Origin of the sequence: Spelaeicoccus albus (genome assembly GCF_013409065.1) — a bacterium.
Taxonomy (GTDB): domain Bacteria; phylum Actinomycetota; class Actinomycetes; order Actinomycetales; family Brevibacteriaceae; genus Spelaeicoccus; species Spelaeicoccus albus.
The window spans coordinates 2,382,482-2,400,388 of record NZ_JACBZP010000001.1 but is presented as its reverse complement, the minus strand read 5'-3'; the positions used below and the strand labels follow the sequence as shown (position 1 = coordinate 2,400,388).

At 64.2% G+C, this 17,907-nt stretch carries 16 protein-coding genes; 8 read left to right on the top strand and 8 right to left on the bottom strand.

Annotation, left to right across the window (positions count from 1 at the left end; genetic code table 11):
* Positions 1–5: 5 nt before the first annotated feature.
* Positions 6–1,010, bottom strand: coding sequence for an LLM class F420-dependent oxidoreductase (locus BJY26_RS11135; RefSeq protein ID WP_308191250.1), 1,005 nt, complete (start codon positions 1,008–1,010; stop codon positions 6–8).
* 76 nt (positions 1,011–1,086) lie between these two features.
* Positions 1,087–1,455: a hypothetical protein gene (locus BJY26_RS11130; RefSeq protein ID WP_179428261.1), complete on the bottom strand. Its 369-nt coding sequence runs from the start codon at positions 1,453–1,455 to the stop codon at positions 1,087–1,089.
* Here BJY26_RS11130 and BJY26_RS11125 point away from each other — a divergent pair.
* The 3 genes from BJY26_RS11125 to BJY26_RS11115 all read left to right on the top strand — a co-directional run bounded on the left by BJY26_RS11125 (position 1,454) and on the right by BJY26_RS11115 (position 3,177).
* Complete coding sequence (locus tag BJY26_RS11125; protein WP_179428259.1) at positions 1,454–1,816, top strand: hypothetical protein; 363 nt, start codon at positions 1,454–1,456, stop codon at positions 1,814–1,816. The two genes, BJY26_RS11130 and BJY26_RS11125, sit on opposite strands and share 2 nt — an antisense overlap.
* A 314-nt stretch (positions 1,817–2,130) precedes the next feature.
* A complete protein-coding gene (locus BJY26_RS11120; protein ID WP_179428257.1) occupies positions 2,131–2,733 on the top strand; it encodes a PKD domain-containing protein in 603 nt (200 codons plus the stop codon).
* Between the two features lie 27 nt (positions 2,734–2,760).
* A complete protein-coding gene (locus BJY26_RS11115) occupies positions 2,761–3,177 on the top strand; it encodes a CoA-binding protein (protein ID WP_179428255.1) in 417 nt (138 codons plus the stop codon).
* Between the two features lie 52 nt (positions 3,178–3,229).
* Here BJY26_RS11115 and purE read toward each other — a convergent pair whose 3' ends face one another.
* Both purE and BJY26_RS11105 read right to left on the bottom strand, forming a co-directional pair.
* Positions 3,230–3,751 (bottom strand): 5-(carboxyamino)imidazole ribonucleotide mutase, encoded by a 522-nt coding sequence (purE, locus tag BJY26_RS11110; RefSeq protein WP_179428253.1) that lies wholly within the window; start codon positions 3,749–3,751, stop codon positions 3,230–3,232.
* A 58-nt stretch (positions 3,752–3,809) separates the two neighbouring features.
* Positions 3,810–4,907: a 5-(carboxyamino)imidazole ribonucleotide synthase gene (locus BJY26_RS11105; protein WP_237248984.1), complete on the bottom strand. Its 1,098-nt coding sequence runs from the start codon at positions 4,905–4,907 to the stop codon at positions 3,810–3,812.
* Between the two features lie 124 nt (positions 4,908–5,031).
* Between BJY26_RS11105 and BJY26_RS11100 the strand changes: the two genes are divergently transcribed.
* Both BJY26_RS11100 and BJY26_RS11095 read left to right on the top strand, forming a co-directional pair.
* Entirely contained in the window at positions 5,032–5,535 is a 504-nt protein-coding gene (locus BJY26_RS11100) for a GtrA family protein (protein ID WP_179428249.1), read from the top strand.
* A 444-nt stretch (positions 5,536–5,979) separates the two neighbouring features.
* Positions 5,980–7,275, top strand: coding sequence for an MFS transporter (locus BJY26_RS11095; protein WP_179428247.1), 1,296 nt, complete (start codon positions 5,980–5,982; stop codon positions 7,273–7,275).
* 145 nt (positions 7,276–7,420) lie between these two features.
* On the opposite strand, the gene BJY26_RS11090 is transcribed toward BJY26_RS11095, so the two are convergent.
* Complete coding sequence (locus tag BJY26_RS11090) at positions 7,421–7,918, bottom strand: DUF3995 domain-containing protein (RefSeq protein ID WP_179428245.1); 498 nt, start codon at positions 7,916–7,918, stop codon at positions 7,421–7,423.
* Positions 7,919–8,322: 404 nt separating this feature from the next.
* Between BJY26_RS11090 and BJY26_RS11085 the strand changes: the two genes are divergently transcribed.
* Positions 8,323–9,921, top strand: a complete 1,599-nt coding sequence (locus BJY26_RS11085) for an HNH endonuclease signature motif containing protein (protein ID WP_179428244.1) — start codon at positions 8,323–8,325, stop codon at positions 9,919–9,921.
* Here BJY26_RS11085 and BJY26_RS11080 read toward each other — a convergent pair.
* From BJY26_RS11080 to BJY26_RS11070, 3 genes are read right to left on the bottom strand one after another with little or no spacing between them, the layout of a single operon-like run.
* A complete protein-coding gene (locus BJY26_RS11080; protein WP_179428242.1) occupies positions 9,918–10,613 on the bottom strand; it encodes a thymidine kinase in 696 nt (231 codons plus the stop codon). The genes BJY26_RS11085 and BJY26_RS11080 overlap by 4 nt on opposite strands.
* Positions 10,614–11,756, bottom strand: a complete 1,143-nt coding sequence (locus BJY26_RS11075; protein ID WP_179428240.1) for an alkaline phosphatase family protein — start codon at positions 11,754–11,756, stop codon at positions 10,614–10,616. It lies immediately after the preceding gene.
* Positions 11,757–11,762: 6 nt separating this feature from the next.
* A complete protein-coding gene (locus BJY26_RS11070; protein ID WP_179428238.1) occupies positions 11,763–12,368 on the bottom strand; it encodes a DUF5998 family protein in 606 nt (201 codons plus the stop codon).
* Between the two features lie 75 nt (positions 12,369–12,443).
* On the opposite strand from BJY26_RS11070, the gene BJY26_RS11065 reads away from it, so the two are divergent.
* Both BJY26_RS11065 and BJY26_RS11060 read left to right on the top strand, forming a co-directional pair.
* Complete coding sequence (locus BJY26_RS11065; RefSeq protein ID WP_179428236.1) at positions 12,444–15,119, top strand: bifunctional acetate--CoA ligase family protein/GNAT family N-acetyltransferase; 2,676 nt, start codon at positions 12,444–12,446, stop codon at positions 15,117–15,119.
* A 102-nt stretch (positions 15,120–15,221) separates the two neighbouring features.
* Complete coding sequence (locus BJY26_RS11060) at positions 15,222–17,855, top strand: DNA gyrase/topoisomerase IV subunit A (RefSeq protein WP_179428234.1); 2,634 nt, start codon at positions 15,222–15,224, stop codon at positions 17,853–17,855.
* Positions 17,856–17,907 lie beyond the last annotated feature (52 nt).

The following is a 17,907-nucleotide window of genomic DNA, read 5'->3' as shown; positions in this document are numbered from 1 at the left end:
CGGTTTCATGTCAGGGCCGGTATCACTTGGCGTTCGAACAGTTCGATGCTGGACAGATCGTAGGCCATGTCCGGAAAGAACATGATTCCGTAGTCCAGGCCGGCGTCGCGGACGGCGCCGAGCCGTTCGATGATCTGCTCGGGGGTCCCGATAGCGGTGCGATGTCGGGTCCAGCGTTCGGCCTGGCCGGCATGTTCCGGGCCGAGGAACTTCACCACGTGCGCCGTGAGCCAGTCGATCTTGTCCTGCACGTCCTTTTCGTCCTCGCCGATCAGTACCGTGAAATTGGCCGACCGTCCGATCTCGGCCGGATCGCGTCCGAGGTCGCGGCAATGTTCGTCGAGGATGCCGGATTTGCGGACGAACACGTCCAGCGGTCCGTCGAAATTGGAGTAGTCGGCGTGCATCGCAGCGATCTGCAATGTCCGTTTTTCGCCTCCGCCGGCAATCCACAGGGGGATCCCGCCATGCTGCAGCGGCTGCGGCGCACACTTGGCCCCGGAAGTACGGAAGTGTTTGCCGCTAAACGTCGATTCTCCGGTCACCCACATCTGGCGCAGGATTTGCGCGCCTTCGTCGAGCCTGGCCAAACGCTCGCCGGCGCGCGGAAAGCCGTAACCGTACGCCCGCCATTCGTTTTCGTACCAGCCGGCTCCGAGGCCCATCTCCATCCGCCCTCCGGAAATGACGTCGATGGTGGCGGCGGTCTTCGCCAAATACGCCGGATTGCGGTACGACACGCACGTGCACATTTGGCCGAGCCGAATGCGCTGCGTCGATGCTGCGACGCCGGCCAACAGGCTGTACGCCTCGTGCGTGGCTTCGGTCGTCGGTACCGGCACCGTGTGGAAGTGGTCGAACACCCATGCGGAGGTCCACTCCTCCGTTTCGTCGGCGTGCGCTGCCACCCGCATGATCGTTCGCCAGTGATCGACCGGATCGATTCCGGCAAGATCGATGCGCCACCCTTGCGGCAGGAATAAGCCGAAGCGCATCGGACGAACTGTCATGACTCAACCGTACCGGTGCCCAGAATCGCGCCTGGTGTCCGAATTGTCGGAAGCTATCGGCCGGAACGGCCGCGAGTTATCCACAGATCGGCAAAATCCGGTATTTTTGCCGACCGGCTGTCGCTAACGTCTGGCACATGGCCGGGGCAATGCGAGCGGCTGCTGCAGTGGCCGTGACGGCGTTGGCGCTGTGTACGACAGCGTGCAGCGGCGATACCGCCCCGGCCGATCCGCCGGCTCCGGCGCATTCGAGCGCTGAGTCCGGGCCTTCCGACGACGGCAACGATTCACGGGCTTCGTCAGCGGAGTCGACGGCTCCGAATTCGTCGCCGAAGTCATCGCCGACAGTCTCGTCCCGGAAACAGCTTTCGCCAAAGGAACGGCGGGCCGCCAAGGCCGCAGTTGCGGCCTTCAAGAAATATCTACGCGTCAGCGACGCGGTCATGCGCGATGGCGGACGCCATCCGGAGCGTCTCAAAACCGTCGCCACCGGGATTATGCTGGCCGCCGACCAAAACGGAGCTAAAAGCTTCAGAAAGGCTCACGAACATGTCAAGGGACACTCTGACTACCACTCCTTGAAGATCGTCAAGGTTCAAGTCGGGTCAAGCGAAGAGGCACGAACACTAGTTCGCCTCTATGCCTGCGTCGACCAATCTGCGACGACGGTCATTGAGGCCGATGGAACTCCGACAAACGCCAAACACGCAAAAAATCGGTGGCCATCCATTTATTCGATTACCGGTACAACCGGCGACCAGAAATTACTGGTCAGCAACGTGCAGCAAAAGGCCGGCACATGTTGAGACACGTTTTCGCCGCCATTCTGATTTCAACGATGACTCTTGCGCATCCGCTACCGGCCTTACAAACCACTTATCGAAGTGGAAACTGTGCGATCAATAACCGTTATGCGAATCGATGCGACATTCGCTTACGACACCACCGCCCCGCCCCGCGGCATAACGGCGGTTCACGCGACCGCGCGCCGCACGGATCGACCCCGGATGGCTCGGCGCCACGCAGTTCGTCGCCCAAGACATCGGGCTGCACGCACGGCGGGAAGAAAGTCGCGTGCAGTTCGGACAGCGGATACTGGTCGCACGATTACGACTGCTATTTGAATGCCCTCGTATCGCCGTCGGACGGCAACCCCGGCAGTCTCCCCTCATATCTGTGCCTCCCGCCGGAAGGCAGCAACGGGACGCCGTCCGTCGTCCGGACCGCAACCCCGCCGCCGACAATGCCGGTGGTCTCCGAATCGGACTTTCGGAAGTTCGACCTGCCGGCACCGCGGGCAAAAGTTCAGCCGGACGGCTGGACGGTGACCGGGTACCCAACGAACATGTACACGAATGCGCGGACGACAACCGTCAATCTGACGATCCTCGGCTTCCCGGTGCGGGTGCGCGCACGACCGGTGTCGTTCAGTTGGGACTTCGGCGACGGACACACGCTGACGACAACGAACACGGGGGCGAAAATCTCGCCCGGAGACTCGCCGTCGATTTCGCACGTGTACACCCGGTCGGGGAAAGTCCGGGTCGTGTTGACGACCCACTATACGGGCCAATATTCGGTGGCCGGCGGTGCGTGGCTGCCGATCGCCGGGCAAGCCGCGGTAACCGGCGCCGCCACGCCGCTCGACGTCTACAGATATCACCGATACCGAGTCGGCCATACCTGTCAGGAGGATCCGAATGGCCCCGATTGCAGGCGCTGACGGCCCGCCGGCTGGCAGACTGGGGTTATGACGTATGAAAATGACGAGACCGTCATTCGGACGCTTTTGACGACTCCCGGCACCTGGGCGGTCGTGGGGCTGTCGAACAACGAGGATCGCGCGGCGTTCCGCGTCTCGAAGCTGCTGCAACAGCTCGGGCACACGATCGTCCCGATCCATCCGTCGGCCGAGACCGTACACGGAGCCCCGGGGTACGCAACGCTGGACGACGCTCCCGGATCGATTGACGTCGTCGACGTGTTCGTCAATTCCAGCCATGCCGGCGCCGTCGTCGACGCTGCTATTGCTCGGGGCGCCAAGGCCGTCTGGATGCAGCTCGACGTCGTCGACGAAGCGGCTGCCGATCGAGCGCGTGAGGCGGGTCTGGACGTCGTCATGGATACGTGTCCATCGATTGAACGGCGCCGTCTCGGGTTCTTCTAGCCGCGTCCCCGAGTCGGTTCTTTGAGCAGGCGGCCGCCGTCCGGGACGCTCGTCAACGCTCGGCGATCGTCCTGCGCAGCTGTTCGCCCTTCGACTTGGCCAGTTGATTCATTTCGGACTGATAGTGCACGAGTTTGCGGCGCATGCTGAGCGAATCGTCGTCCTGAGCCGACCCCAGAATGCGCGCGGCCAACAGTCCGGCATTGCGCGCGCCGTCGATCGACACCGTCGCGACCGGAACTCCGGCCGGCATTTGCACGATGGACAGCAGCGAATCGAGTCCGTCCAAATTCTTCAGCGCCACCGGGACCCCGATGACGGGAAGCGGCGTCGTCGCGGCAAGCATTCCCGGAAGATGCGCCGCTCCCCCTGCCCCGGCAATGATGACCTGGAGCCCGTGCGCGCTGGCACGGTGGCCGTACTCGAGCATCTCGGACGGCATACGGTGGGCCGACACGACTTTGGCTTCCCAGGACACGTCCAGTTCGGTCAAGATCTCCGCTGCGGCTTCCATCACCGGCCAGTCGGAATCCGACCCCATCACAATGCCCACTACCGGGTTCTTGCTCGCCATCGTTATTTCTCCTCGGGTCGCGGAGCCGCGTGACGCGGCCGGGCGTTGCCGGTTCAGATTACTCGGTAATCGTGCCGGTGAAGAAATCCGCCGCATGCCGGGCACGCGCACGCAGATCGTCGAGTTGCTCCCCCACCACTGTGACGTGCCCGACCTTGCGGCCCGGCCTCACCGATTTGCCGTACATATGCACTTTCAGCCGCGGGTCGCGCGCCATCACGTGCAGGTACGGGCGGTACAGATCGTCGTACTCACCGCCAAGCACGTTCGCCATGACGGAAAAGCCGCCGCGCGTGCCCGGATCCCCCAAGGGAAGATCGAGGACGGCGCGCAAATGCTGCTCGAATTGGCTTGTCACGGCACCGTCGATCGTCCAGTGCCCGGTGTTGTGCGGACGCATGGCAAGCTCGTTGATCATGAATCCGCGCCCGGACGGCACTTCGAAAAGCTCCATGGCCATGACGCCCGTGACGCCGAGATCCGCGGCAAGTTTCAATGCGGCTTCGGTCACGGCCGCGGCCTTGTCGGGGTCCAACTCCGGTGCCGGCGCCGTCGTCTCGCGGCAAATGCCGTCGATCTGCGTCGTCTCGACGACCGGCCACGAGGCTGCTTGGCCCATCGGGCTCCGAGCAACCATCACTGCCAGTTCCCGCGTGAACGGTACTCGCTGCTCGGCCAGCAACGGTTCGCCTGCGGCGCGCTCCAGCCAGTCGGTCGCTTCGTCGACGCTTCCGACGACTCGCACGCCTTTGCCGTCATACCCGCCGCGCGGGGTTTTGATCACGACAGGCCAGCCCGTCGCCGCACCGAACGCAGAGAGCTCGGCGGCGCTGCGGATTTCCGCCCATTCGGGATTCGGCAGGCCGAGCCGGTCCACCGCACGACGCATCACGAGCTTGTCTTGCGCGTGCACGAGCGCCTCGGGCCCGGGCCGGACGACGACGCCGTCCGCGACGAGCGCCCGGAGATGTTCGGTCGGCACATGCTCGTGATCGAATGTCAGCACATCGACGTCGCGCGCGAATTCGCGCAGGGTCGGCAAATCGGTGTAATCCCCGACCGGTGCATTTGGAATCACCTCGGTCGCGCACACGTCTGGGCTCTCGGCAAGTACCTTGAGACGGACGCCGAGTGCTTCGGCTGCCGGTGCCAACATGCGCGCGAGCTGTCCGCCGCCTACGATTCCAACTACAGGAAATACCACGAGAGCAAAGTCTACCGGGTGCAGGGAACCGTGCGGCATGTGAGAACGTCGGACTGATCACGGGGCGACGACGATAATGGGGACGAAGGCGGTGAAAGTGCAAAAACTGCGGCGAAGGTTTGGCGGCATCGGTGATTTAGTTACCGAGCTCGCCAAGTTCGGCACTGTCGGAAGCATCGCTTTCCTCGTTGACATCGGCGTCTACAACGCACTGCGCTTCACTGTCATGGAAGCGCACCCGATCGGCGCCAAGGTCGTGTCGGTATTCGTGGCGACCGTCTTTTCCTGGATCGGTAGCCGCCATTGGACCTTCAAACACAAGACCACCAGGCCGCCGGCGCGAGAATTCGTGTGGTTTGCCACCATTAACGCCGGCGGTCTGCTCATTGCGGCAGTGTGTCTTTACGTCTCGCATTACGTGCTCGGGTTCACCTCCAAGCTTGACGACAACATCTCCGGTAACGTGATCGGCTTGATTCTCGGCACGGCGTTCCGATACCTCATGTACAAGTTCTTGCTCTATCGAATGCCGGCACGCCGGATCGCGTCGAGCGAGGAGCCGGTCGAAAGCCTGGATTGAAGACCATTTTTGTAGAGATGCCTTCGAGCTTGCGTAGGAGTTGCCCAGATAGATTGCACAAATGATCATTTGCGGGTAAGCGTGCACAAAGTAGTCCACCGGTTCAAGTCGGTTGCGGCTACACCGGCGGATGGTCGACCGGCCGGTTTTCCATCAGCTCAAGCCGCCGCCCTCGCGAGGCTCATTGATCATGCTGGACGTATAGCTCAACGAGGATTCGGCGATCGCACGGCGGGCCGCATACGCTTGGGCCGAATACGTCCGGACAGCCTGGGAAACACACCATCAGACCGCACGAGATCAGGGCGATCAATCCGACCGCGGCACCGAAGAGTGACCGGCATAGGATCCACTTGCGGGGATGCTGGCGACGTTATGTGAATGCGTAGTCAGGTTGCGCTATTTAAAGCACGCAGGATATTGCCACTGCTGTATAAAGGGGAGATGCCCCCGTCCGACTCCTCAAACGAGCAGGACGCGACAGGGAACGAGTCACTTCCGGTGTTGAAGAACCGGAGTTTTCGGCAGTTGTGGCTTGCGAATTTTTCCGGCGACATGGGCAATCAAGTCACCTCCTTCGCGCTCAGCATCACTGCGGTGGTGTTCCTGCACGCGTCGGCGTTCGAGGTCGCTCTCATCGCGGCGCTGGCGCGCAGCGCAAACCTCATCTTGGGCATCCCCGCCGGCGTGTGGATCGACCGGTGGCCGCGCAAATGGGTCCTCGTGAGCGCCGCACTGTTACAGACTCTTGTAGTTGCCTCCGTACCGGTGGCATACGCATCCGACAGCCTAACCGTCGTCCAGTTGATCATCATTGCTCCACTGCTCAGCATTTCCGAATTGTTCTTCGACGTCGCGCACACAGCTGTGCTACCGCCGCTGGTCGGACGTGACCGAGTGTCGGAGGCAAACGCAAGATTGAGCGTGTCCGACAACACCGCGCGCATCGTCGGCCCCGGTGCCGCCGGCGCACTGCTGAAGATCGTGTCGGCGCCGCTGCTGTACGTGGTGTCAACTGCCGCGAGTCTCTTGACGGCCGTTATGGCCTCCACGATTAATGTCAGCGAGAAGCCGACAATTACGCGAGACCGGGAGAAGTTTTGGCCGTCCATGACCGCCGGCCTTCGTTATGTCGGCAAGAGCGTTGTCTTGCGCACGTTCATGATCAACGCCGGCACCGTCAATCTCGGTGCCGGACTAATCGGAGCGATCTACCCGCTTTTCATCTTGCGCGATCTCGGCCTCACGGCAAGTCAGATGGGCCTGGCACTGTCGATCGGCGCTGTCGGCGGCATCGCCGGATCGATTGCCGGACTTCCAATCATGAAGCTACTGGGCGAGATCCGCACGATCCTCGTAGCCATCTGCTGCCTGCCCATCATTTTCGTGCTGGCCCCGCTGACGCCCTTTGTCCCGCTCCCGGACTTCGCTCTCGTGAGCACCGTGGAATTCCTGCTCTCGTTTGCCATCGTCACCTACGGCATCAGCAGCAGCGGGATCGTCGCGCGAGTGACTCCGAACGCGATGCTCGGGCGCGTCACGAGTGCACGACGCTTCGTCACACTCGGATCAATTCCATTGGGGTCTCTGCTCGGCGGCGCCACCGCCACCTGGCTCGGCAACGATATCGCCCTGTTTCTATCCGTCGCCTGCATCGTCGGAGGGGCCGGGAACATGCTCGTGTCACCACTGCGCTCACATCGAACGCTCCCAACCGGCTGGGAAGCACCTGCGCTCTGATGAGCGCCAATCACTCCACAACCCATCGGCCAGGTGACCGTGGCCTTACGCCCAACCGTGAACCGGCGACGTCCGCGCGGTCCGCTACGCCGTCACCATCATGATCGCGGAATCACCAGTTGCGTATCCTCACCCGGGGCGACGATCACCTTGAGGTGTGGCCCCCTCGCGGATTTCCCTTGGCGAAGAGGCCTACGACCAATGTAATTCCCCAGACGAGGAACAACGGATCCCATAAATACGCGTGACCGATCATGCCGGCACGATCGTAACCGTGTTCAGGACTAATGACGCCCGCAAGAACAAGGTTCCCGGTGATGGTGTTCAGGCCACCCCAGACAATCAAAACCAGAGCGCCGATCCAGCACACCACGCGAGTGAATTTGCGGGCCGGCCAGCCGAAGTATGCGAGCATGACCGGGCCAAGGGCAGCGACGAACTTCAGCCCACCGACAAAGAACAGCAACCATTCGCGGCCGCGGAAGCTCTCCTGCAAGCTACTGCCAACCGACCAGAGCAGCCATGTTCCACCCGCGGCCCAAAGCAAGCTGAAAACCGCATGAATAGTCCCGAATACGCCAGCGGCCACAAGACTGGTCGGTATGGTATTCCGCTTACCCTGAACCTCGACAGAAGAGCTCATCTGCTCATTCTCGTCGCCGCCAGCCCTTGGGCGGTATCCGGAACTACCCTGAAATAATCCGGAACAATCATCGAGCGCCGCCCATCAGGGCCCCTCGGCAAATTGCGCCCCAGTGACCGAACCGTAAACGGCGAACACGCACGTCACCTGCCGATCGCTTCTCTGCTAAAGACCTTGCGTCCTGTTTAAGCCGTCCGCCCTGCTGCACCGGGACGGCGACTATGCAGCTTAGGTACCGATTCACTGCGATCGAGAACGCACTTCTACACGTTTCCGGCTTCAGCGGAGCGTTTGCGCGGTCATCCGTGAATTGCTCATTACTGTTACTGTTTTGTGATCTAAGATACCGTTCGGGCCGCTTTTTTCGGGGGTGGTTGTCGGTGGTGGGTCGTAACGTTAGCGGTATGAAGAGCACGGACGACGTTCCCGATCTCGCGGGTAGGGCTTCCGACCCCGCGAGTGAGGTTGCGCCGTTGTCGGTGACGGATGTGTTGGAGTCGATCGTCGGGGCGGACGCGGCAGGCTTGGATGCGGGTGCGTGTTTGGAGTTGGCGGGTCGGTGTGCACAGTTGGCGGCGTTCGTCCAGGCGCGGCAGACGGAGTTTCTTGCCGCGTTCGGCTCGTATCGTACGGATCCGGATAAGGCGTTTGACGCGGACGGCGCGTTCACTGAGGCGTCGGGCGTCCCCGGCATGGACGATGACAAACCCGCTGCGAGCAGCCCCGAAACGACGAACGCCGGCGCGGCGAACGCCGGCGCGGCTGATCCGATCGCTGCGGCGAACGCTGTCGGCCCGGCCGACTGTGCGGGATTCACTGCTCGTGACATTTTTGCCGAGAGTCTGGTCCGGTGGGCCGGGGACGAGGTCGGGTGTGAGCTCGATATTGCCGGGCGGACCGGAGCGTCTCGGCTCATCGAGTCGGAATTGGCCGTGATGTGTCTGCCGCGCACGCTGGCAGCGTTCAAGGCCGGGCGGATCTCGGCGCGCCGGTACCGGAAGATCCTCGACCAGGCCGGGCACCTTCCCGCGGCCCTGGCCCGGCAGCTGGACGACACGATCGACGGCTGGGACGAGGGCATTTCCTATGACGCGTTTTCCAGGCGGCTCAAACGGTGGATCATGGCCCACCAGCCCCAAACCACCGAAGACGACCACGCGCGCGTGATCACCGACCGGCGCGTGGAGTTCATGCCCGACGCTGCCGGCGCGGCCTGGTTGATGGCATACGGGCCGGCCGACCGTCTCGCCGTGCTCTACCGGCGCCTCGACAAGGCCGCGCACGCCACCGACGGCGCCGACACGCGCACGAGCCCGCAAAAACGCTTCGACCTCCTCGCCGACGAGAGCACGAGCGACGATAACTCGGCCGCGGACGGGTCGCGGTGGCGGATCGGCGTGACCATCCCGGTCACCACGCTCCTCGGCGGCACGCTACCCGGGCACATGAACGGGTACGGGCCCATCCCCGCGGCCATGGCCCGCCGCCTGGCCGCCGGAGCCGGATGGATCGAACGCATCCTCACCGACCCGATCACCAGCAGGCCCATCGACGCCGAACGCGGCCACTACCGACTCACGACCGGCGCGCAACAATACATCCGCGCCCGCAACACCACCTGCACCCTCCCGGCCTGCAGCAAACCCGCCGAACAATGCGAACTCGACCATCTGAAACCCTGGCCCGAAGGCGACTCGGACCCGGACAACCTTCAACCGGTCTGCAAATCACATCACCAAGCCAAAACAACACGCCGATTCCACTCGATACCCCTCCCGCCGGACACCCCCGGCGGACCACGAATCATCCGCTGGACCCTGCCCACCGGACACCAATACGACACCTACGAAGACACCGACCCCGACGCCACCGCCGAAGAACTCGCCTACCTCGACTTCGTCGCAACCCAAGCCGACAAAACCATCGCCAAACAAGACCACGCCCGCCGCCACCACGCCAAACGCCTGAACCGGATGCGAAGTCGCGCCCAATCAGCAGGCTAGCGTTGTATGGCCCGGCACACCGGAGGGTCGAATGGCAACGGCTGGTCGGAGGCGGCAAGCATCTGGGCCGATACCCGCGTCATCCGGCGCATATGGTGACGCCGGCACAAGGTCTCGTAGCCGACGTCCGCGTCGTCGGCCGAGGCCACGGTCGGCGCCGCGTCGTCGACGTTTCCGACCACAACCTGCTCGCCTTCCGTGACCATGACGCCCCGGACAGTCCGCGCGTTGTGAGTGGCGCGCGCCCCGCACCAGCACAACGCCTCGACCTGCAAGACCTCGACCCGATCGGCAAGTTCGATGAGCCTGGCCGAGCCGGGAAAGAGCCGCGTACGGAAGTCCGACGTGATGCCGAATGCGAACACGTCCACGTTCATCTCGTCCACGACATTTGCCAATTGTTCGATCTGCCGGGGTGTGAAGAATTGCGCTTCGTCGGCGATGACGAAATCGACGGTGCCGCCGTGCGTGCGCGTGGACGCGACAATGTCCCAGAAGTCCGTGTCGTCAGTCACCTCGAGAGCTTCGCTTTGCAACCCGAGACGCGAGGACAGCACCGAGTCGCCGGCACGGTCGTCGCGAGTAAACAGCAATCCACGTTGCCCGGCCGATGCGCGGTTGTGCGCCATTTGCAGGGCCAGCGTCGATTTACCGCAGTCCATGGTGCCGGAGAAGAAGACGAGCCGCGCCACCTACGACACCGTCCAAAGCAGTGGGATCTCGAGCTCGTCAAGGGTCAAGCCGCCATGATGACCGATCAACGCCAGCGCCGCCGGAGATTCGTTCGCGGAATCGACGACGGAGAAACCCGGCGCCGAAATCACCAGAACATTCCCAATCCGTTCCAGGTTCCTCGGGGCGACAGGACCGAACAGCCCCTCGGCGATGGCTTCGTCACGAGTGATGACTTCCGCCTTGTCTCCGACGGTCTCGCGCCAGGCCGCTGCCACGTCCGGCGTCGCTCCTGATTCGGCATACAGGTGCACGGCGCGCGGTTCGCCGCCCACATGGCGCAGTCCGGCACGAAGCTCCGGCCGGTCGGCCAAATCGAGACGGTCCGCATGGGGCACATCCACCATTCCGTGATCGGCCGTAATCACGAGCAACGTGTCGGGTGGCACGGACGCCGCAAGTCGTTTCAACTCCGAATCGATGCGCTCCAATTCTTCAAGCCAGGCCCACGAATCCACGCCGTGCTGATGGCCTATCTTGTCCAGATCACCCCAGTACAAATACGCAAGATGAGATCCGGGACGCCGTAGTTCGCCTGCCGCGTGGTCGACGCGTTCACGCAGGGTCTTCGACGGAACGAAACGGCCCCCGCGCAGCGATGCTTGATTCAAACCGCGCGCAGCGAACTTTGCCTCGCCGAAGCTGACAACGTCGAGTTGGGTCTCGCTGAGTACCTCGAGCAGCGTCGGCGCCGGTACCCATGTCTTTGGATCGGTCGGCTTGTTCCAGGTCAGCTGGTTCAAGATGACATCGAGATCGGGGTCGAGCACGCGGTATCCGACGACGCCGTGCGCACCGGGAAGCAGCCCGGTGCCGAGCGTCGACAGCGAATTCGCAGTTGTCGACGGAAAACCGGCCTGCAGCCGACGTCCGGTACGAAGCAATCCGCGCAAATAGGGGGTATGCGCGGCGTGTCCGGACAACATGCGTCCGCCAAGTCCATCGATCAGGACAACGACGGCCGACCGGGCTTCGCCGAAGTCCAACGGGTACGGACGACGCGGCAACGCCGGGTCGACGCCAAGAGCACGAGCCACGCCGGGAAGAACGTCGGCCAGGCCGCCCTCGTCGTAGCGGGGCGGGGCGAATCGGAGTCCGTCCATGCCCCGTCAGGCCCGCCGGGCGCGCTGAGCGGCAGCGCGCAAGGTGAGCCCGAACGCAAGAGTGCGGTCGACGGCATCTTGACCTTCGGCATCCGCTGTCACCCGCAAGGCCAGATCCTCGCTGCCGGACACGCCGACATATCCGTGGTCGGCGTCGCAGTTCGGGTCCGAGCAGCCGTCCGGTCGCATCTCGATCCGCGACACCGCACCCCAAGCGATGGTCACAGTGACGTCGCGGGGTGCTTGGCCGGGTCGGTACCGCTCCGGGCTGTCGAAGACGTAGCCGATCATGACGGTGCGCACGTGTTCGAGATCGATGTCTTCCGTGGTGGCCTGGGCGACTGCCGGGCCGGTCTCCGAGGCGCCGGAATCGTCGTCGATGTGCCCAAGCACCAAGCGGGTCGGCGTGACGAGCAGAATGGTGATGTGACGGTGCACTTCGTCGAGGTCGAAATGCGTCTCAACGTGGACGAGGTGCGATTTCACCGGTTCGCCGAAGAGCGCGTCCGACAGCACTCTGGCGGCCAGGTCTGGATAATATCCGGCGCTTTGCAGATCGGCGAGAACATCGGACGGCACGGCTTCCGCCTGCGCGGCGGGATTGACTGACATGTCTACCAGCTTAGTGTTTCGGCTCTCTCGCGCCACCGGCCGCCGCTCCTCCCGGGCCCAAGTAAAGTGAACACCATGAGTCAGACCGGCTACCCCGCATCCTGGGAAGCCGACGTCGTGCTGCGTGACGGCGGCGCCGCGCACTTGCGTCCGATCCGGCCCGAGGACGCCGATGCGGTGCAGGCATTTCACGAAGCGCAGTCGGAAGAGTCAGTGTACTTGCGCTTCTTTGCGCCGCTGCGAAAAATTCCGCAGCGCGAACTCGAACACTTCACGAACGTCGATTACCGCGACCGTGTGGCGTTCGTCGTCACCGTTGGCGGTCGGATCATCGGAATCGGCCGTTACGACCGCACCGGCGAGGATACGGCGGAAGTCGCGTTCAACGTTTCCGACGCACATCAGGGCCGCGGTCTCGGCTCGGTGTTGCTCGAGCACCTGGCCGCCGCGGCCCGCGAGCGCGGAATGCGTGAGTTCTCGGCCGAAGTACTGCCGCAGAATTCGGCGATGCTGGGTGTGTTCGTGCAGGCCGGATACGAGGTGGCCAGGCGGTTCGACGACGGCGTGGTCGACGTCCGGTTCGATCTGGACCCAACCGAGAAGTCCCGTGCCGTGATGGCTGCGCGTGAACATCGTGCCGAATCGCTCAGCGTACGCGGGCTGTTGCATCCGCGGTCCGTCGTGGTCATCGGCGCCAGCCGGAACCCGAAATCGACGGGCAATCTGATTTTGAAGAATCTCGTCGATGCGGATTTCGACGGCGACCTGTGGGTCGTGCACCCCGAAGCCGACACGGTGCTCGGCGTGCCGGCCTACCGGAGCACTGCGGATCTGCCCGGGCCGGCAGATATCGCCGTTATCGCAGTTCCGGCCGACTCGGTGATCGACGTCGTCCGGCAGTGCGCCGAGGCGTCCGTCAAGGGCGTTGTCGTCGTGTCCAGTGGATTCGCCGAGACCGGCAGCGAGGGGCTGGCCCGGCAGCGTGAGCTCGTTCGGACGGCGCGTGCCAACGGCATGCGCGTGGTCGGACCCAATTCGTTCGGACTGCTCAACGCCGATCCCGACGTCCGATTGAATGCGTCGTTGGCGCCGTTCTTGCCGCCGACCGGGGATTTCGGACTGTTCAGTCAGTCCGGTGCTCTGGGGATCGCCGTCCTGGCGTCCGCGGCTCGGCGGGGCCTCGGCGTGTCGAGCTTCGTGTCGGCAGGAAACCGCGCCGATCTGTCCGGCAACGACATGATGCAGTACTGGGAGGAGGACCCGGGAACCCGGGCCGTGGGGCTGTATTTGGAATCGATCGGCAATCCGCGCAAGTTCTCCCGTATCGCGCGCCGGCTGGCGTCGACCAAGCCCGTCGTCGTCGTCAAATCGGACATCACCGGTTCCGAGCTCCCGCCCGGGCACTCGGTGCGCACGTCGCGATCGCCGCGCGAAGCACTTGATCAAATGCTCCACCAGGCAGGCGTCATCCGCGCCGGCACGATCCACCGGCTGTTCGATGTGGCAGGGGTGCTCACGGCGCAGCCGCTACCGGCCGGAAATCGGGTCGGAGTCGTCGGCAATTCCGCGGCTCTTGCCACTCTCGTCGTCCAAGCCGGCTCGGCGCGCGGGCTGGATATGAGCGCCGATGCCGTCTCCTTGCACCCGGAAGCGTCGGCGGATGAGTTCAGCGGCGCGTTGGCCGAGGTGTTCGGGCGGGGCGACATCGATTCGGTGGTCGTCACATTCACGCCGTCCATCGGAGCCTCGGAAACCGAAGTCGCGGCCGCACTGGCGCGGACGGCGGCCACGAGCGGAAAGACGACGGTTGCCTGCTTTTTGGGCGTGCACGGTGTGACGGAAGCTTTGTCGGCCACCATCGAGACCGACGGCACTGAGCGGACTCTTGCAGTGCCGGGTTATCCGAGCCCGGAAGACGCCGTGTGGGCATTGGCCGCCGTGACGAACTACTCCGACTGGCGCCGGGCCGATCACGGTTCGCTCGTCGTGCCGTCCGGCATCGATTCCCGGCGGGCTGCCCGACTCGTCGCCGAATGGCTCGATACCGCGGACGGCGACGTCGTCCTCGATTCCGCTCGGGTCGCCGAGCTGCTCGGATGCTACGGCATCGACATCCTCGGGTCGAGTGTGGTCGACACCGTCGACGACGCGGTCCGGGCCGCCGACCATCTGGGGTGGCCCGTCGCGTTGAAGGCCGTCGAAAGCAGGCTTCGGCACCGGCTCGACTTGGGCGGCGTCGTCCTGAACGTCGACGATGCCACCGAGCTGCGGTCGGATTTCGCACACCTGCAGCGGGCGATCGCCGACATCGCCGGGGACACCGGCCACACGGCGTCCGTCGAGGTGCAGGCCATGGCCCCGACCGGCGTGGCATGCGTGGTGCGCACCGGCGAGGATCCGTTGTTCGGCCCGCTCGTGTCGTTCGGACTGGCCGGGGATGCCACCGAACTACTCGGCGATGTGGCCTATCGGGTCGCGCCGCTGACCGATGTGGACGTCGCCGAGCTTGTCCGCAACGTCAAAGCCAGCCCGCGGCTGTTCGGCCGGCACGGCTTGCCGCCGGTCGACATCGGCGCGCTGGAGGACCTCATTGCCCGGGTCTCGGTTCTCGCCGACGATCTGCCGGCCGTGAAGTCCCTGGACATCAACCCCGTGGTCGTATCGACGTCGGGCGTCCACCTCTTGGGCGCCGATGTGACGGTATCGCCGGGCTCCGATCGGAACGATGCGCCCCGCCGGCGGCTCGCCTGACAACGCCGGCTGACGCGAAACGTCGGCGCGGTGATCTACCGTATTCGGTAGACACCGTGCTCATCGATGGGCTGACTTTTAGCAAGGAGACTGAATACCCGCATGAAAGACGACCAGGTCGCGGACGAAACGATCATCGACGTCGACGTGTCCTCCGAAATGGAGACGTCGTACCTCGAATACGCGTATTCGGTCATCTACTCACGCGCGCTGCCGGACGCTCGGGATGGTATGAAACCGGTGCAACGACGCATCATCTACCAAATGGCCGAAATGGGGTTGCGGCCGGACCGCGGTCACGTGAAGTCCTCACGCGTCATCGGCGACGTCATGGGCAAGCTACATCCCCACGGGGACGCTGCCATCTATGACGCGCTCGTCCGGCTCAGCCAAGATTTCACTATGCGCCAGCCGCTCGTCGACGGGCACGGCAACTTCGGATCGCTGGACGACGGGCCGGCCGCCCCGCGGTATACGGAGGCTCGGCTGACCAAGGCGGCGATGGCCATGGTGGCCGGCCTCGATGAGGACGTCGTCGATTTCATCCCCAATTACGACAACACTCTCACCCAGCCCGAACGCCTTCCCTCGGCGTTCCCGAACCTGCTTGTCAACGGCACCTCCGGCATCGCCGTCGGGATGGCGACGAATATGGCCCCGCACAATCTGGGCGAAGTGATCGCTGCGACGCGGCATTTGATTGCGCACCCCGACGCCACCCTCGATGAGTTGATGAAGTTCGTGCCCGGACCGGATCTGCCGTCCGGTGGGCGCATCATCGGCTTGGAGGGCATCCGGCAGGCGTACGCGACGGGGCGCGGCTCGTTCAAGACCCGGGCAACGTGCACTGTGGAAAACGTCACGGCCCGCAAAAAGGGAATCGTGGTCACCGAGCTGCCGTACATGGTCGGGCCGGAAAAGGTCAGTGACAAGGTCAAGGACGCGTACAAGGCCGGCAAGCTGACCGGCGTGACGAACATCGACGACTTCTCCGACCGGCATCACGGCCTGCGGCTCGTCATCGAACTGAAGAACGGGTTCAATCCGGACGCCGTGCTCGAGACGCTCTACCGGGTGACGCCCATGGAGGACTCGTTCGGCATCAACAACGTCACGCTTGTCGACGGGCAGCCGCAAACCCTCGGGCTCAAGGAACTGCTCGAGGTGTACATCGAGCACCGGCTTGCCGTCGTCAGCCGCCGATCGAAGTTCCGGTTGGCCAAGAACGAGGCCCGCCTGCACCTCGTCGAAGGCCTGCTGATCGCCATCGTCGACATCGACGAGGTGATCCAACTGATCCGGTCGAGCGATGACTCGAACCAGGCCAAGACCCGGTTGATGACAGTCTTCGACCTCTCCGACGCGCAAGCGACGTACATCCTCGATCTGCAGCTGCGCCGGCTGACCAAGTTCTCGACGATCGATCTGGAAGCCGAACGCGACGAACTGCGCAGCGAGATCGAACGCCTCAAGGAAATCCTCGGCGACGACTCCTTGCTGCGCCAGGTGGTGTCGACCGAATTGGGCGAAGTCGCCGAGGAGTTCGCCACGCCGCGGCGCACGATCCTTCTGGAGGCCTCCGCCGCCCCGCCGACCGTCGCCGCCGGGCAGGGCGGCAAGAGTGCTGCGCCTTTGGAAATACCCGACGATCCGTGCTGGGTGCTGCTGTCGACGTCCGGCCTCATCGCCCGCAGCACCGATCTGACTCCGCTGCCCGCCGAAGGCAAACGCACGAAACACGATGCGCTCGTCAGTCAGATCGCCGCCACGGCCCGAGGCGACGTCGGCGCCGTCACGTCGGCCGGACGGCTGATCAAGCTCCCGGTTCTCGACATGCCCACGCTGCCGCCGGCCGCGCAACGGGTCAATGTGTCCGGCGGAGCGCCGATCCGTGAATTCCTGTCCCTGGAGAAGAACGAAAAGCTCATCGGGCTCGTACCGCTCGGCGAGTCCGGGCCCGGGTTCGCACTCGGCACCGCCAACGGCGTCGTCAAACGGGTTGCGGCCGAGGCCGCGCCGAACAAGGACAGTTGGGACGTTATCTCGCTCAAGCCGAACGATTCGGTAGTGGGCGCGGCCCAATTGTCGTCCGACGACGATGAACTGGTCTTCATCAGTTCGGATGCCCAGTTGTTGCGCTTTGCCGCGTCCAAGGTGCGCCCGCAGGGCCGGGGCGCCGGCGGGGTGGCAGGGATGAAGCTCTCGCCCAAGGCGACAGTCATCTTCTTCGGCGCGGTCACGGACGTCGACGCCGCCCTCGTGGCGACCGTGTCCTCGGGCGAGGGCCTGCCCGGTACGGCGCCCATGAGCGCCAAGGTGACCCCGCTGGCCGATTATCCGGCCAAGGGCCGTGCAACGGGTGGTGTGCGTGCGCACCGATTCTTGAAGACCGAGTCGGCACTCGACCTGGCTTGGGCCGGGCCGGGGCCGTCCGCAGCGTCGTCCAGCGGCGTGGCCCGGGTGCTGCCGGTGGAGTTCGGGCGCCGCGACGGTTCCGGAGTTCCGCTCGAACGCCGGCTGGACGCCATCGGCGGCGTGCCGACCAACGCGGGAGGCACCGCGCCGGGCACAGCGCCGGACGCCGCGGATAATCCGGGCGGCCCCGACGACTCCGGTCTTCCCGCACATGAATCGAAGAGCGGTCGCCGTGCCACCGATGACGAAAAGGAATCGATAGCCAGGGCGAAGCCCGATTCGGATGGCGTCGTCATCACCGACGCCGACCCGCTCTTTTAACCGAGCCCGCCCGCGTCGCCGGCGCACTGTGCCGGCCACGGCCGGTTCGTGT

Coding starts and splice junctions, on each gene's coding strand:
- BJY26_RS11135 (WP_308191250.1), bottom strand. CDS start 1,010: ATGACAGTTCGTCCGATGCGCTTCGGCTTATTCCTGCCGCAAGGGTGG.
- BJY26_RS11125 (WP_179428259.1), top strand. CDS start 1,454: ATGCGCGATGGCGGACGCCATCCGGAGCGTCTCAAAACCGTCGCCACC.
- BJY26_RS11130 (WP_179428261.1), bottom strand. CDS start 1,455: ATGACCGCGTCGCTGACGCGTAGATATTTCTTGAAGGCCGCAACTGCG.
- BJY26_RS11115 (WP_179428255.1), top strand. CDS start 2,761: ATGACGTATGAAAATGACGAGACCGTCATTCGGACGCTTTTGACGACT.
- purE (WP_179428253.1), bottom strand. CDS start 3,751: ATGGCGAGCAAGAACCCGGTAGTGGGCATTGTGATGGGGTCGGATTCC.
- BJY26_RS11105 (WP_237248984.1), bottom strand. CDS start 4,907: ATGTTGGCACCGGCAGCCGAAGCACTCGGCGTCCGTCTCAAGGTACTT.
- BJY26_RS11100 (WP_179428249.1), top strand. CDS start 5,032: ATGGGGACGAAGGCGGTGAAAGTGCAAAAACTGCGGCGAAGGTTTGGC.
- BJY26_RS11095 (WP_179428247.1), top strand. CDS start 5,980: ATGCCCCCGTCCGACTCCTCAAACGAGCAGGACGCGACAGGGAACGAG.
- BJY26_RS11090 (WP_179428245.1), bottom strand. CDS start 7,918: ATGAGCTCTTCTGTCGAGGTTCAGGGTAAGCGGAATACCATACCGACC.
- BJY26_RS11085 (WP_179428244.1), top strand. CDS start 8,323: ATGAAGAGCACGGACGACGTTCCCGATCTCGCGGGTAGGGCTTCCGAC.
- BJY26_RS11075 (WP_179428240.1), bottom strand. CDS start 11,756: ATGGACGGACTCCGATTCGCCCCGCCCCGCTACGACGAGGGCGGCCTG.
- BJY26_RS11070 (WP_179428238.1), bottom strand. CDS start 12,368: ATGTCAGTCAATCCCGCCGCGCAGGCGGAAGCCGTGCCGTCCGATGTT.
- BJY26_RS11065 (WP_179428236.1), top strand. CDS start 12,444: ATGAGTCAGACCGGCTACCCCGCATCCTGGGAAGCCGACGTCGTGCTG.
- BJY26_RS11060 (WP_179428234.1), top strand. CDS start 15,222: ATGAAAGACGACCAGGTCGCGGACGAAACGATCATCGACGTCGACGTG.